The organism is Sorangium sp. So ce836 (genome assembly GCF_028553905.1).
GTDB classification, from domain to species: domain Bacteria; phylum Myxococcota_A; class Polyangia; order Polyangiales; family Polyangiaceae; genus Sorangium; species Sorangium cellulosum_D.
The window spans coordinates 9,733,534-9,746,730 of record NZ_CP102233.1; the positions used below are offsets into that span (position 1 = coordinate 9,733,534).

The 13,197-nt window shown below is 72.5% G+C and carries 12 protein-coding genes; 6 read left to right on the top strand and 6 right to left on the bottom strand.

Annotated elements, in window-relative coordinates; genetic code table 11:
* Positions 1 to 235: 235 nt before the first annotated feature.
* The 4 genes from NQZ70_RS35225 to tpx all read left to right on the top strand — a co-directional run bounded on the left by NQZ70_RS35225 (position 236) and on the right by tpx (position 4,683).
* Positions 236 to 1,657 (top strand): hypothetical protein, encoded by a 1,422-nt coding sequence (locus tag NQZ70_RS35225; protein ID WP_129578138.1) that lies wholly within the window; start codon positions 236 to 238, stop codon positions 1,655 to 1,657.
* A gap of 275 nt (positions 1,658 to 1,932) precedes the next feature.
* Positions 1,933 to 3,231 carry an SGNH/GDSL hydrolase family protein gene (locus NQZ70_RS35230; RefSeq protein ID WP_129578139.1) on the top strand — a complete coding sequence of 433 codons (1,299 nt, stop codon included), beginning with the start codon at positions 1,933 to 1,935 and terminating at the stop codon, positions 3,229 to 3,231.
* A 410-nt stretch (positions 3,232 to 3,641) separates the two neighbouring features.
* Positions 3,642 to 4,016 carry a hypothetical protein gene (locus NQZ70_RS35235; RefSeq protein WP_129578140.1) on the top strand — a complete coding sequence of 125 codons (375 nt, stop codon included), beginning with the start codon at positions 3,642 to 3,644 and terminating at the stop codon, positions 4,014 to 4,016.
* A gap of 172 nt (positions 4,017 to 4,188) precedes the next feature.
* Positions 4,189 to 4,683 (top strand): thiol peroxidase, encoded by a 495-nt coding sequence (gene tpx / locus NQZ70_RS35240; protein ID WP_129578141.1) that lies wholly within the window; start codon positions 4,189 to 4,191, stop codon positions 4,681 to 4,683.
* A 21-nt stretch (positions 4,684 to 4,704) separates the two neighbouring features.
* On the opposite strand, the gene NQZ70_RS35245 is transcribed toward tpx, so the two are convergent.
* Entirely contained in the window at positions 4,705 to 6,174 is a 1,470-nt protein-coding gene (locus tag NQZ70_RS35245) for a cytochrome P450 (protein ID WP_129578142.1), read from the bottom strand.
* Positions 6,175 to 6,418: 244 nt separating this feature from the next.
* Here NQZ70_RS35245 and NQZ70_RS35250 point away from each other — a divergent pair, with 244 nt between their 5' ends.
* Together NQZ70_RS35250 and NQZ70_RS35255 are read left to right on the top strand one after the other, a co-directional pair.
* Positions 6,419 to 7,366 (top strand): 1-acyl-sn-glycerol-3-phosphate acyltransferase, encoded by a 948-nt coding sequence (locus NQZ70_RS35250; RefSeq protein WP_272826309.1) that lies wholly within the window; start codon positions 6,419 to 6,421, stop codon positions 7,364 to 7,366.
* 496 nt (positions 7,367 to 7,862) lie between these two features.
* The gene (locus NQZ70_RS35255; RefSeq protein ID WP_129578143.1) at positions 7,863 to 8,390 is read left to right on the top strand and encodes a hypothetical protein; all 528 of its coding nucleotides are present in this window, start codon (positions 7,863 to 7,865) and stop codon (positions 8,388 to 8,390) included.
* 4 nt (positions 8,391 to 8,394) lie between these two features.
* On the opposite strand, the gene NQZ70_RS35260 is transcribed toward NQZ70_RS35255, so the two are convergent.
* The 5 genes from NQZ70_RS35260 to NQZ70_RS35280 form a co-directional block, all read right to left on the bottom strand.
* Complete coding sequence (locus NQZ70_RS35260) at positions 8,395 to 9,441, bottom strand: glycosyltransferase family 4 protein (protein WP_129578144.1); 1,047 nt, start codon at positions 9,439 to 9,441, stop codon at positions 8,395 to 8,397.
* Positions 9,442 to 9,508: 67 nt separating this feature from the next.
* Positions 9,509 to 9,772 (bottom strand): DUF6755 family protein, encoded by a 264-nt coding sequence (locus NQZ70_RS35265; protein WP_129578145.1) that lies wholly within the window; start codon positions 9,770 to 9,772, stop codon positions 9,509 to 9,511.
* Positions 9,773 to 9,780: 8 nt separating this feature from the next.
* Complete coding sequence (locus NQZ70_RS35270; RefSeq protein WP_129578146.1) at positions 9,781 to 10,296, bottom strand: ubiquinol-cytochrome c reductase iron-sulfur subunit; 516 nt, start codon at positions 10,294 to 10,296, stop codon at positions 9,781 to 9,783.
* Positions 10,296 to 10,964: a 4Fe-4S dicluster domain-containing protein gene (locus NQZ70_RS35275; RefSeq protein ID WP_129578147.1), complete on the bottom strand. Its 669-nt coding sequence runs from the start codon at positions 10,962 to 10,964 to the stop codon at positions 10,296 to 10,298. Before NQZ70_RS35275 ends, NQZ70_RS35270 begins: the two co-directional genes overlap by 1 nt.
* Complete coding sequence (locus tag NQZ70_RS35280) at positions 10,961 to 13,186, bottom strand: molybdopterin oxidoreductase family protein (protein ID WP_129578148.1); 2,226 nt, start codon at positions 13,184 to 13,186, stop codon at positions 10,961 to 10,963. The genes NQZ70_RS35275 and NQZ70_RS35280 overlap by 4 nt, the downstream gene beginning before the upstream one ends.
* Positions 13,187 to 13,197: the final 11 nt, after the last annotated feature.

Here is a 13,197-nt window from a genome sequence, read left to right on the forward strand (position 1 = left end):
GCTCGACCGCGCTCGCGTGACAGCTTGCCCCAGCGTGTGGCGCATTGGCGCGTCGTCGCGCGCGCGGCGCGCGGCGCGCGATCGGGCCGCCGAGGGCGTCGCTCGGCGCGCCGGCGCTCGTCCTCCGTCTCCTGCGGGCACGTCGGTTGCTGGGCAAGTAGGCCCGCTGCTCACGGAGGTGTTCGCTTGCGTGAGCCACGAGCGTTGTCAACCAGCACCCAGCAAGGAGAGCGACATGGCACGAGATCGCTACGACGACCGAGATTTCCGTGACCAGGGGGCGCGCGACGACTGGCGTCGCCGGGAAGAGCAGGGGCGCTTTCCAGGGAGCTACGATCAACGCGGCTTCCGCGGCCACGAGGAGGAGCGGGACGCGTTCGAACGAGGCTCGTACAGCCGCGGCAACTACGCGAACCAGAGCGGCGGCAGCCGGCAGGGCGAGCTGGGCCAGGAGCCGCAGTACGGGCAGCCGCAGTATTATGGCCAGCAGGGGCGCGGCGAAGGCAGGGGACCGTGGCAAGCGGGCGGCCAGCACGGGCAGGACCACCGCGGCGGGTACGGCGGGCGCGGGCAGGAGCAAGGCGGCTACGGCGGGCGCGGCTACCGCGAGCACGAGGAGAGCCGCGCGTACGGACAGGACAGCCCCTCGTGGGAGCGGAACGGCGGGCGCGGCGATCACTTCGGCGGCCGGGGCGCGGAGGACGAGCGCAGAGGGTTCGGTTCGGCGCAGCGAGGGCGCGACGAGAACCGCGGCTATTACGGCCGCGACGTGAACCGCGGAACCACCGGACAGGAAGAGGGCCAGCGCCGCGGTTCTTACGGGCGCGACTACTACGGTCGCGACGATTACGGCCGCGAGGAGAACCAGCACCGCGGCTACGGGCGCGAGGAGGAGTACGAGGGCCACGGCTACCAGGGCCAGAGCCAGGGCCGCAGCCATCAGGGCCGCGACGACTACCAGGGCCGCGGTTATCAGGGCCAGAGCCAGGGCCGCGGCTATCAGGGCCGCGACGACTACCAGGGCCGCGGCTATCAGGGCCGCGACGACTATCAGGGCCGCGGCTATCAGGGCCGCGACGACTACCAGGGCCGCGGCTATCAGGGCCGCGACGACTACCAGGGCCGCGAGAGCTACGGGCGACAGGACGAGTACCAGGGCCGCGAGAGCTACGGCCGCGGCTACGGGCGACAGGACGAGTACCAGGGCCGCGAGAGCTACGGGCGCGGCGAGGGCCAGCACCGCGGGTATCGAGGCGGCGACGAGCGCCAGAACCCCGGCCATTACGGCTGGGGCGACGAGCGCGGCGGGTCCAGCGGCCAGCGCGGTCGCGACGAGCACCAGCGCGCCGGCGGCCGGGGCTGGGAGGCAGAGCGCGGCGGTCGCCGCGATCGCGACGAGGACCGCGGCCACCAGGGCCGCAGCGACGAGCGCGAGAGCCACGGCCGCGGCCAGGAGCGCGGCGGCCAGGGCGACATCTACAACCGCCCGGAGCGCCGGCCCGGGTTCGGCCGCTTCATGGGCGACGAGATCCCGCAGGGGTACTCGACCCGGGTCCACGAGCGCGACGACGTGCGCGCCTCGCAGGGCCCAGGCCGCTCCTCCGCCGAGGAGAGCGGTCGCTCCGAGCACCAGAGCCAGAACCGGACCTGGAACTGAGCGCCTCCGCGCCGGTCGCGCGTCCCCTTCCCCCTGACCCCCGGCGCGGCCGCCGAGGCGCGCAAACCACTCAGCGCTCCCGCCCCGCCTCCCCGCCCTCCTGTTCGAGTCCCCTCTTCTGGCGACAGCGCCGCCCCTCGCTCACCCGACATCGTCGGAGCGCCCGCGCGCCAACCGATCTCCGCCTCTCCACGGCCGCATCGCGGAGTCTGCACCGGTTTCCAGGGACAGATTGGAGTTGTGTGCGCCACCGACCTGCAGCATCCTCCGCCGCCATGAAGACAGCAGCTTACTCAACCTTCCCGAAGCTCGTTTCCGCCGTCTGCATCGCCTGGTCGGCGCTCGCCGGGTGCGGGGACGACGATCCGAACGGGACGACGGGCAGCGGCGCCGGCTCATCGACCTCGACGACGAGCGCCTCGGGCGCGGGCGGCGACGGCGGCACGGGCGAGGGCGGCACGGGCGAGGGCGGCGCCGGCGAGGGCGGCGCAGGCGCGACGACGGCGTCGAGCACGAGCGGCACCGGCGGGGGAAACCCCTCCGGGGACACCGTCCGCTTCATCGGGCGCTTCGACACCACGAAGCCTGAAGGCCCCCGCTTCTCCTGGGCCGGCAGCGCGATCGCCACGCGGTTCTCGGGGACGTCGATCAGCGTCCGCTTCGACGACGCGTCGACGACGGCGCGGTCCAACTTCTTCCAGGTGGTGATCGACGGCGAGTCGAAGGGCGTCCTCAAGGTCAACGCCAACGAGGAGCTCTACACGGTCGCCGAAGGGCTGCCCGACGGCGAGCACGATCTCCTGCTCCACCGCCGGACCGAGCCGCTCGTCGGCGTGACGCAGTTCCTCGAGTTCGTCCCGGAGCAAGGCGGGGAGCTCCTGCCGGTCGCGCCCGCGCCCGAGCGCCGGATCGAGGTGATCGGCGACTCGATCTCCGCCGGTTACGGGGTCGACGGAGCGGATGAGACGTGCCCGTTCACGAGCGACACGGAGAACAACTACCTCGCCTACAGCGCCCTGGTCGGCCGGCTGCTCGAGGCCGACACAACGATCGTCGCCTGGTCCGGCAGGGGCGTGGTCCGCAACTACGACGATGAGAAGGTGCCCACCATGCCGGAGATCTACGGCCGGACGATCGCCGACGAGGCGCAGCCCGCGTGGGACTTCTCGTCCTGGGTGCCGCAGGTCGTCGTGATCAACCTCGGTACGAACGACTTCAGCATCAACGTCCCGGGCGACGCCCAGTTCCGCGCGCCGTTCACGAACGCCTATGAGGGCCTCGTCGACACGGTCAGGAAAAACTACCCGGAGGCGTACATCTTCTGCACCATCGGGCCCATGCTCAGCGACTCGTACCCGGAGGGCGCCGAGGCGCTCAGCAGGGCGCGCGACTACATCGGCCAGGTGGTGGAGGACCGGACCGCCGGCGGCGACGATCGGGTGCGCTTCCTCGAGTTCCCGCCGCACGACAAGGCGACGGACGGGCTCGGCTGCGACTGGCACCCGAGCGCGAAGAAGAACCGGGACATGGCCGAGCAGCTCGCCGACGCGATCAGCGAAGAGCTCGGCTGGTAAAGGCACGGCGCGGGGCGCAACGACATCGCTCCTCCGCGGCGCTCCGGCGCGCGCCGCGTCTCGCCGCGCGCGGCGCTCGACGAGGCGCCGGCCATGAGATTGGCCTCTTCTCCAGCAGCCCACGCGAGCCGGACACGCCGGGGCAACGCCGTGCACCGGCGGCGCAGCGCCGGGGCATCGTGTCACCGGCGCCTCTCGTCGGCTGTGGCACGCCGCTACACCCGACGCGCGTTGGGGCTTTCGCCCGCGCCTTGGCGCTCGAGCGCCGATCGGATCGGCTCGCCACAGCGCGCGCAGCGCAGCGTTTCAGCCTTGGTACACGCGGTGCATCTCTCGATGTTGGAACACCGGACGGGCGGCGCCGCTGAAAGCGCGTGGGAGCGTGCCGCCGAGCGAGGAGATCACCCATCATGCAGACCAAGCAAGACGGCTCCCAGCGGGCCACCAGCAGAAGCCACGGAAAGGATTTCGTGGAGGCAGCGCGCAAGAGCGCGACTCGCACGGACGACCGCGATGCGTTCATCCCCGATCCGGGGGACGGCCCGCCGCGGGTGGTGGACGAGTTCGCCGAGCAGATCGCCGAGCAGTACCTCGCCTCCGCGACGTCGGGCAAGGGCGACACCACCGAGGATTACGAGGACGCGGAGGATCCCGAGGAGATCGGGGGGCCCTTCATCATCACCACGGCCGAGCAGGAGATCGGGTACAGCAGGGATTCGATGAACCCCGACGACGCCGAGGTCGAGCCGTTCCCCCTGGTGAGTCGCTCGCCCCTCGGCGGATGATCCGGCCGCGAGCGACGGCTCGCGCCCGGAAGCCCGCGAGGCAGCGATCGCCCACGCGGCAGGCCGGCCGGCGCTTCGGGGCGCCGGCGGCCTGGCTGGATCTGCTTGGCATCCGCCCTCCGCGCGCCTACGACGGGCGCCGAAGCACCGCTGCACAGAGGAGGATGCGACCATGGCTCAGACCAAGTTCAAGGGAAGCCCCGTCCACACCGCCGGCGAGCTGCCGTCCGTCGGCGCGACCGCACCCGATTTCACGCTCGTGAAGAGCGATCTGTCGGAAGGCAAGCTCTCGTCGTATTCGGGCAAGAAGATCCTCAACATCTTTCCGAGCGTCGACACCGGCGTCTGCGCGAAGTCCGTTCGGACGTTCCACGAGCGCGCCGCGCAGCTCCCGGGCGTGACGGTGCTCAACATCTCGGCCGATCTGCCGTTCGCGCACGGCCGCTTCTGCGGGGCCGAGGGCATCAAGAACGCGGAGAGCCTCTCGACCTTCCGGGGCGATTTCGGGGACAAATACGGGGTCAAGCTGGTGGACGGGCCGCTCGCCGGCCTGCTCGCGCGCGCGGTCCTCGTGCTCGACGAGCAGAACAAGGTCGTCCACGCGGAGCTCGTCCCGGAGATCGCGCAGGAGCCCGACTACGACGCGGCCCTCGCCAAGGTGCGGTGAGCCGCGCCGGCGCCTTCGCCCTCACGCGCTCGCGCGCCTCGTGAACCGGATGCGCAGCCCCTCCGGCTGCATCGCGAACGCCATCCGCTCCCGCACCGGCGCCGCGGGATCCGCGAGCTCCACCGTGAAGCTCCGGAGCACCATGCCGACCGTCACGGCGCACTCCAGCAGCGCCATCGAGCGCCCCGGGCAGACGCGCGGCCCGCCGCCGAACGCGAGCGCCATCCGCGGCTCGTGCGGCAGCGTCGCGGGCGCGCCCCCGAGCCAGCGCTCGGGGCGAAACGACTCCGGATCGCCGAAATACTCGGGCTTCCGCCCCGCGGCGCGCGTGAGCGCCACGACGCCGGCGCCGGCCGGCACCGCGACGTCGCCCACGACGGTGTCGTGGTTCGCCTCGAGGTAGAGCAGCGGCGCCGCGGAGCGCAGGCGCAGCGTCTCGTGCGCGACCGCGCCCGCGTACTCCAGCCGCTTGCTCTGCTCGAGCGTCGGGATCAGGGCGCCGCCGACGACGCGATCCGCCTCCTCGCGGGCGCGCGCCTGCACGTCGGGGCGCGAGCCGAGGTAATAGAGGATCCACGCGAGGGTGTTCGCCGTCGTGTCCTCGCCCGCGAGCAGCATCGTGAGGACGTTCGCGTAGACCTCGGCGTCCGAGAGGCGCGCCTTCGGGTCCTCGCCGTCGCGCGCCGCGATCATGAGCTCCAGGAGCGTCCTCGGGCGCGCGGGCCGGTCCGCGCCGCCCTCGATCTCGCGGCGCGCGGCGGTCACGAGATCGAGGATGAACCGCTTCACCGAGGCGATGGCGCGATCGTAGGCGCGGTCGGCGGGGAGGCCCAGGTAGCGCCAGTAGGGCAGCGGCGCGAGCATCCGCCGGTTCAGGCCGACGAAGACGCGCTGGAGGTGCTCCTGGAGCGCGTCCGGGCCGCGCGCGAGCGTGTCGAGATCGCGGCCGAAGGCGACGGACGAGGTGACGTCGACCGAGTAGCGCATGAGATCGCCGAGCACGTCGCGCGCGGCGCGCTCGTCGGCCGCCTGCGCCCAGAGCGCGCGCAGCCTGCCCGTGATCGCGGAGATGCTCGGGAAGAAGCCCTCGACGTGCCGCGCGTGGAACGTCGGGCCGATGAGCTGCCGCTGCTTCCGCCACGCGTCCCCGTCCGCCGAGAACAGCCCGACCATGTCCGCCTCGCGCGACACGTCCTCGATGGTGCGCATCCGCCGGAACACCGCGGGACGGCGCTGGAGCACGTCGCGGACGAGCTCACCGTCGGCCACGACGAGGTTCGACTTGCGGCCCAGCCGGACGGCGAACAGGTCTCCGTGGGCGCGCCACCATCGCTCGAAGTCGAGGTGCCAGCGGTCGGGGTGGAGCGCGAGCAGATGACCGACCACGGGCAGCCCCCTCGGCCCCGGGAGGTCCGCGAGCGTCCGCCGCGGGCGCGCAGGCGCGGCGCCGCGTCGGATGGAGTCATCCATGGTCAGGGACGTGGCCTTCATGCTCTCTTCATACAGAGCCGGCGCGCCCCGGCGCAAACACGACAGGCCACGATGGGCGCGCCGCAGGTCGCGCTGGAGCGCGGCTCGAGGCCGCCACGCGCCGGGCCGTCGCGCGCCGGGCCGTCGCCCGGCGCCGGGGCGGTGGGCCGCAGCGTCGGTGGGGTACGGATCGCGGCGCCTGGTGGTCGGCCGGGCCGGAGCGCGGCGCTGGCGTGGCGGCACCGGCGCGGGTAGAGACGCGGACATGGCGGAACCGCTGGCGAGAGAGCTCGCGATGCTGTCCGGCGAGGAGATGGTGGCGGCGCTCGGCCTCGGCGGGGCGCCGGCGTGGGTGCGCCGCGCGGGGCGCGCGGCGTTCGCGGTGCCGTCGTGGCCGCTCGGGCGCGCGCTCGCGCGGTTCGACCGGCGCGCCGGCGAGGCGGGGATCCACGTGGCGGCGCGGGAGGCGCTCTCGGGCTTCGGGGCGCGGTGGACGGCCGACGCGGCGCCGCCGTCGCGCGGGGCGCTGCTCGTGGTGTCGAACCACCCCGGCGCCTACGACGCGCTCGCGCTGATGGCGGCGATCGGCCGGGGGGATCTCATGATCGTGGCGGCCGAGCGGCGGTTTTTGCGGGCGCTGCCACACGTGAGCGAGCGGCTGCTCTTCGTGCCGATCGATGGGGGCGGCGGCGGGCGGGAGCTCGCGGCGCGCACGGCCGGGGTGCGCCGCGCGCTGCGGCACCTGCGCGGCGGGGGGGCGCTGCTGCACTTCCCCGCGGGCCGCATCGAGGCGGATCCGGCGTTCGCGGGCGACGGCGACGCGCCGCTCGGGGCGTGGCATCCGAGCGCCGGGGCGCTGCTGCGCGCGGCGGCGGCCGCGGGGGGGCGCGTCGCGGTTGCGGTCGTCTCGGGGGTGCACTCGCCTCGGGCGAAGCGGCTGGCCGTCACGCGCTGGGCCGAGCGGCGCGGGATCAGCACGCTGGCGCCGCTCCTCCAGGTGACGCTGCCGGGCTTCGACGACGTCGACGTGCGGGTGCGGCTCGGCGAGGCGCGGGAGGCGGCGGCGGCGGTCGGCGAGGGGGACGATGACGCGGGGCTCACGCGGCGGCTCCGGGAAGAGGCGGCGGCGTTGCACGCGAGGACCGGCCCCCGGAGAGGGTGTTCTCGGCGCGGGGTGGGGGGTGGGGCCCCGCCGAACTCGCCTGAGATGTGAGCCATCCGGCAAGCCGGATGGCTCACATCTCAGGCTCAAACATCGGCCCATCCCCACCCCCCACCCCGCGCCGAGAACACCCTCTCCGGGGGCCTACGGTAAAGGGGGGTGGATCCGGTCGAGGAGGCTTGGCGTGAGGGGCCGCGGGGGGCGTCGATGAGGTTGTGCGGTATTTGCTGCGGCTGACCGCGCGCAACACGGCCGCAGGGGAAAGCGCGAGAGCACCGCGATGGAGGGCGACAGCGGCTCTGCTGCAATGAGGCCCACAGCGCACCCATTCCCATAAACCGACGAAAATTCTCATGCTCTGCCCCTGTTCCCGCCCTGGGTTCATGAAACTGCATGCGGATGGTTCAGGGGAGACCGATTTCCACGGTGTCAGCCGGCATCATTCCCGCGAGCCCATATAAATTGTCGCGTCACCGTGCGCGATTCGGTCGATTTGACGATTGACTTGTGGATTGACCACGCATGATCCTCGCAACTGAGGATACCCATGCTCAGGACATTGCTCGCCACCGCATTGTCGCTCGCGCCGCTCGGGTGCGGCAGCGACTTCGAGCCGCCGCTGGTCGCGGGGAGAGCCGTGCTCACCCTCGGCGCGAAGCAGCTCTTCCTCGATACGGGGAACAACGGGGAGACCGCGGTCGCGTTCGACGAGGACAACCAGCGCAGCTGGTACACGGATTGTGGGGTGAAAGGCGATGGGCTCGAGGTGATGATCCTCAACGATCCCATCCGGGAAAAGAAGGGGTTCTGGGGTATCACCCTCCGCGCATCTCGCGAGCTGGACGACGAATGGAACGTGTCCGCCAACCTCGGCGACGACGTGCTCAGCGGTGTTTGCCAGCTGAACCACAAGACCACTCGCGAGAAGGACCTCTACGAAGGGGAGCTCTCCGTGGCGGCGTGCATCGTGAAGGACCCGACCCCGGACGCGGACGGCTTGCAAGAGGCCCGCTTCGACGCCTTCGTCCGCGCCAAGAGGTGCGTCCTGCGCAACCCCGGCGGCAGCGGCGGATGACGGCTCAGCGCCCCGGCGCCGCCCGGGCGAGCACCGCGCCGACCGCGGCCGCGGCGCCGTCCCACGTGGGCAGCGCCGGAGCGCGGAGCATCGCCGCGCGGCGCATGCTCGCCCTGAGCGCCCCGTCCTCGATGAAGCGGGTGAGCGTCCGCACGAGCCCCTCGCCGTCGTCCCAGAGCAGCGCCTCGGCGCCGTCCTGCACGACCTCGGCGATCGCGCCGGCGCGGGCGGCGAGCACCGGCACGCCAGCGCGGACCGCCTCGGTGAGCACCATGCCGTACCCCTCCAGCCGCGAGGGCAGGACCAGCGCGTCCGTCTCCGCGAGCGCGGCCGCGAGCGCCTCGTCGTCGAGCACGCCGCGCACCTCGACGCGCGCCCGCAGGCGCGCGGAGCCGTCGATCGCCCGGCGCACGCGCTCGGCATAGGCCGGGTCGCGCGCCGCGTCGCCGACGAGGACGAGCGCGGCGCGCGCGCTCCCGACCCGCTCGAACGCCGCGAGCAGCTCCAGGAGCCCCTTGCGCGGGATGAAGCTCCCCACGAACGTGAGCCGCAGCGGGCCGCCGCCCCGCGCGGCGCGAGGGCGCAAGGGGAGCCGGTCCGCGCCCGGCGGCGCCACGTCCACCCGGGCGAGCCCGTGCTCGCGCCGGAGCCGCGCCGCGGTCGTCGCGCTCGTCGCGAGGTGCGCGTCGCAGAGCCGGATCACCGCCGCCTCGGCGAGCGCGAGCGCCGCGCGCCGCGCGCCGGGCGGGAGCTCCCACGCGCTCAGGTGGTGCACGAGGAGCACGCGCGCGATCCGCCGCGGCAGCGCCGCGAACGCCGGGCCGAGCTCCGGGAAGCAGAGCTCGTCGCCGACCACGACGGCGGGGTCGAGCCGGGCGAGGCGCTCCGCGAGCGCGAGCCCGGCCAGCGCGCGCGACCGCGGCGCCGGGTCGAGGGACACCACCTCGACGACATCGCCCCTCCGCCGCAGCCGCTCGACGACGAGCCGATCGTAGATGTACCCGCCCGTGATCTGGTCGAGGGCGCCGTAGACGACCCAGGCGATGCGCATATGCGTCGACCCAGTACCACGGAACCCGGCCAGCCCCGCGCGGGCGGCCAGCCGCCGCGCCCGGGTGTCACGCGCCGGGCGGGGGCCTCCGACGCTCCCTCCACGCCGACAGCTCCCCCGCCGCGACAAGGCCGGCGCCCAGCGCGAAGCACACCAGCGAGGTCGCCAGCGCGGGCAGCGGGATGTCGCGATCGCCGCCGTTGTACGCCTCGACCGTGGACGTCAGGAGCCAGTACTGGAACGCGCAGAGCATCACCACGGCGAGCAGCCTCGCGCTCATCGCGCCCTTCGCTCCAGGGCGCAGATCGTGCTTCGGTCCAGGGATCGGCATCGCTCACCTCACGTCGCGCGCCGCCGCGAGAGCCCGACCGCGAACACCTTGCCGTCCTCGACCGCCAGCGCGATGCGCCCGAGCGGCCGCAGGTCGCGCGGCGGACCGGACGTGCCCTCGCCGGTGGCCACGTCGAAGCGGCCGTTGTGGCAGTAGCACCGGAGGTGCTCTTCCCCGCCCTCCCGCGCATAGGAGACCGGGCATCCGAGGTGGGAGCACTTCTGCTCGAAGGCCAGGAGCTCGCCGCTCTCCCGGCGGATCAGCAGCGCCGGCGTCGTCTCGTCCGGGTAGCGAAAGGCCACGGCGCTCCCCGGCGCGAGATCGTCGATCCGCGCGATCTCCACGCGGCCGGGCGGCTCCGCGGGCGGGCGGCGCGAGCGGAGGTACACCACCGCGTTGCCGGTCGCGAGCCCGCCGCTCAGCAGCACGAGGAAGCGGGCGAAATCGCGGCGGGTCACGTGGTCGTCGCCCTCGGACTCGTAGGGGAAGTCCTCTCGCCACTTGGGCAGATCGTCCGCGCCCATCACAGAAACTCCGCCTCCGGCTGCGCCTCCTCCGGCGCTCGCCCGTCGCCCGCGCCCGCCGCCAACGCGGTCGCGAGCGCCGCGGGGCCGCCGCCCTCGTCGAAGGCGGGCAGCTCGACCGCCATCTCGTCCACGTCGTGCGGCACCATCACGTGCACGCGCGTCGCGATCCGCTGGTTGCCGAAGCGCCAGCGGTTGATCGGCTTGCTCGCCGGCCGCTGCTGCGCGATCTCCTCGCGCGTCCCGTAGAACAGCGCGCCCGTGGGGCAGACCGTCGCGCACATCGGCTTCTTCCCGGCGCTCGTCCTGTCGAAGCACATGTCGCACTTCTGCATTTGCTGGATCTCCATCTTGATGATCGGGACCCCGAACGGACACGCGAGCTCGCAGTTGCCGCAGGAGATGCACCGGGGCTTGAGGCTCGAGTGCACGATCCCGTGCTCATCGACCTTGATGGCGTCCGCGGGGCAGACCGACGCGCACGTCGGATCGGCGCAATGCATGCAGACCATCGGCGCGGTCTGGAGCGACACGCCCGGCGCGACGAGGTCCACGTGCACCATCGGTAGCCCGCGGTGCGTGTGGCACTCCGAGCACGCCGCGGCGCACGCCTGGCAGCCGATGCACCGCTGAAAATCGATGAAGAAATCTCGCACCACAGCGCTCATGAGGCCTCCAGCTTGAGCTCGGCGAACAGCGCTCGCGCCCGAGCGGCTTCGGCGCGCGTGGCGGCGCGCACCCTGCACGCCGCGACCTTGAACTCCGGCATCTTGCTCACGGGATCCAGCGCGCGGACCGTGAGCTGGTTGGCGGCGAGCTCCTCGGGCCAGTGGTACGGGAGGAACACCGTGTCCGGGCGGATCGTCGGGGCGACCCGGAGCGGGACCGTGATCCCGCCGCGCCGGGTCTCGACCGTGACCAGCTGCCGATCGGCGAGGCCGAGCCGCGCTGCGAGCGCGGGGTGCATCTCGCAGCTCGGCCCGGGGCTCTTCTCGACGAGGAACTTGATCCGCCGCGTCTGTGTCCCGCTGAGATAATGAAACACGCTCCGGCCCGAGGTCATGTACAGCGGAAACTCCGCGTCGGGCACCTCCGCGCTCGGGCGATGAGGCGTGGGGATCAGCTTGAACTTGCCGTCGGGGTGGTAGCTCCTTCCGTCCTCGAAGAGCCTCGGGGTGCCCGGGTGCCCCTCCGACGGGCAGGGCCAGAACACCCCCATCTCCCGCTCCACGCGCTCGTATGTGACGCCGGCGTAATCGGCGGTCCCTCCCGCGCTCGCGCGGCGCAGCTCGTTGAAGATGTCCTCGCTGCTCGAGAAGCGGAAGTGCTCCTCCTTCCCGAGCCGCCTCGCGAGCTCGAGGAGGATCCACGTGTCCCGCTGCGCGTTGCCGGGCGGATCGACGGCGGCGCGGATGCGCACCACGCGGGCCTCCGCCGTCGTCGAGGTGCCCTCTTCCTCCTCGTGCAGCGAGCCGGGCAGCACGACGTCGGCATAGCGGGCCGTCTCGCTCATGAAGAAGTCGACGACGCAGAAGAACTCGAGCCTCTCGAGCGCCTCGCGGGCGAAGCCCGTGTCGGGGTGGCTGACCATCGGGTTGAAGCAGATGTTGAGGAGCCCGCGGATCTCGCCCGCGTGGATCGCCTCGACGATCTCCACGGTGGTCTTGCCCTTGCGCGGCAGCTCGGCGTCGGAGATCCCCCAGATATCGCAGATGTGCTTGCGGTGCTCCGGGTTCTCGATGTCGCGGTTGCCGGGGAGCTGATCGCACTTGTGCCCGTGCTCGCGTCCGCCCTGCCCGTTGCCCTGCCCCGTGATGGTCCCGTAGCCGCAGCCCTTGCGGCCGATCCTGCCGGTGGCGAGCACGAGGTTGATCAGGCTGAGGACGTTCTCGACGCCCTTCGTGTGCTGCTCCACGCCGCGCGCGTGCAGCAGGAAGCTCGTCTTCGCCTGCCCCCACGCCGCGGCGACCTCGCGGATGAGCGCCGCCGGGACGCCGCAGATCTCCGCGGCCCACTCGGGCGTGCAGCGCTCGACCGAGGCGCGCAGCTCGGCCCAGCCGGTGCAGCGCTGCTCGACGAACTCCCGGTCGAACCAGCCGTTCGCGACGAGCTCGTGGAGCAGCGCCTGGTTGAGCGCGCTGTCGGTGCCCGGGCGAAGCGCCACGTGGTGGTCGGCGGTGCGGGCGATGGGCGTCTCGCGCGGATCGACCACGATGAGCTTCGCCCCCCGGTCGCGCGCCTTCCAGATGTAGTGCGTCAGCGTCGGGAAGCACTCGCTCACGTTGGTGCCCGCGAGCAGCACGACGCCGGCCTCGGGGATGTCTTCCCACGGGTTCGCGGTGCGGTCGATCCCGAACGCCTTCTTGTTCCCCGCGCCCGCGGAGACCATGCAGAACCGGCCGTTATAGTCCAGGTTGGCGGTGCCGAGCGCGAGGCGCGCGAACTTGCCCACGAGATAGCTCTTCTCGTTGCTCAGCGAGACCCCGCTCAGCATCGCGAAGGCGTCCTTGCCCCGCTTCGCCTGGATGGCGCGCACCCTCGACGCGACGAGATCGAGCGCCTCGTCCCAGCCCGCCTTCCTGAACCCGGCCCCGTCGCGGATCAGCGGGTCGGTCAGGCGGTCGGGGTGGTGCGTCTGCATGTACCGCTTGACCCCCTTCGGACAGAGCCGCCCCTCGTTGAACGGGAACTCCTCCCACGGCTCGATGCCGATGACCCGGCTGTCCTTGACCTGCAGCTTCACGCCGCACTGCATCCCGCAGAAGCAGCAGTGCGTCTCGACCAGCCTGTCGGGCTCGGGCTTCGGTCCCCACCCGGTCACGGGCGAGTCCGAGACGTGCGGCCCGTACTCGCGGATGTAGTCGGAAATAGGCAATCTCAGGTGAGCCATGTGTCGTCTCC

What these genes read in the sequence shown, in the direction of transcription:
- NQZ70_RS35225 (WP_129578138.1), top strand. Translation starts at nt 236, where the DNA reads ATGGCACGAGATCGCTACGACGACCGAGATTTCCGTGACCAGGGGGCG.
- NQZ70_RS35230 (WP_129578139.1), top strand. Translation starts at nt 1,933, where the DNA reads ATGAAGACAGCAGCTTACTCAACCTTCCCGAAGCTCGTTTCCGCCGTC.
- NQZ70_RS35235 (WP_129578140.1), top strand. Translation starts at nt 3,642, where the DNA reads ATGCAGACCAAGCAAGACGGCTCCCAGCGGGCCACCAGCAGAAGCCAC.
- tpx (WP_129578141.1), top strand. Translation starts at nt 4,189, where the DNA reads ATGGCTCAGACCAAGTTCAAGGGAAGCCCCGTCCACACCGCCGGCGAG.
- NQZ70_RS35245 (WP_129578142.1), bottom strand. Translation starts at nt 6,174, where the DNA reads ATGAAGGCCACGTCCCTGACCATGGATGACTCCATCCGACGCGGCGCC.
- NQZ70_RS35250 (WP_272826309.1), top strand. Translation starts at nt 6,419, where the DNA reads ATGGCGGAACCGCTGGCGAGAGAGCTCGCGATGCTGTCCGGCGAGGAG.
- NQZ70_RS35255 (WP_129578143.1), top strand. Translation starts at nt 7,863, where the DNA reads ATGCTCAGGACATTGCTCGCCACCGCATTGTCGCTCGCGCCGCTCGGG.
- NQZ70_RS35260 (WP_129578144.1), bottom strand. Translation starts at nt 9,441, where the DNA reads ATGCGCATCGCCTGGGTCGTCTACGGCGCCCTCGACCAGATCACGGGC.
- NQZ70_RS35265 (WP_129578145.1), bottom strand. Translation starts at nt 9,772, where the DNA reads ATGCCGATCCCTGGACCGAAGCACGATCTGCGCCCTGGAGCGAAGGGC.
- NQZ70_RS35270 (WP_129578146.1), bottom strand. Translation starts at nt 10,296, where the DNA reads ATGGGCGCGGACGATCTGCCCAAGTGGCGAGAGGACTTCCCCTACGAG.
- NQZ70_RS35275 (WP_129578147.1), bottom strand. Translation starts at nt 10,964, where the DNA reads ATGAGCGCTGTGGTGCGAGATTTCTTCATCGATTTTCAGCGGTGCATC.
- NQZ70_RS35280 (WP_129578148.1), bottom strand. Translation starts at nt 13,186, where the DNA reads ATGGCTCACCTGAGATTGCCTATTTCCGACTACATCCGCGAGTACGGG.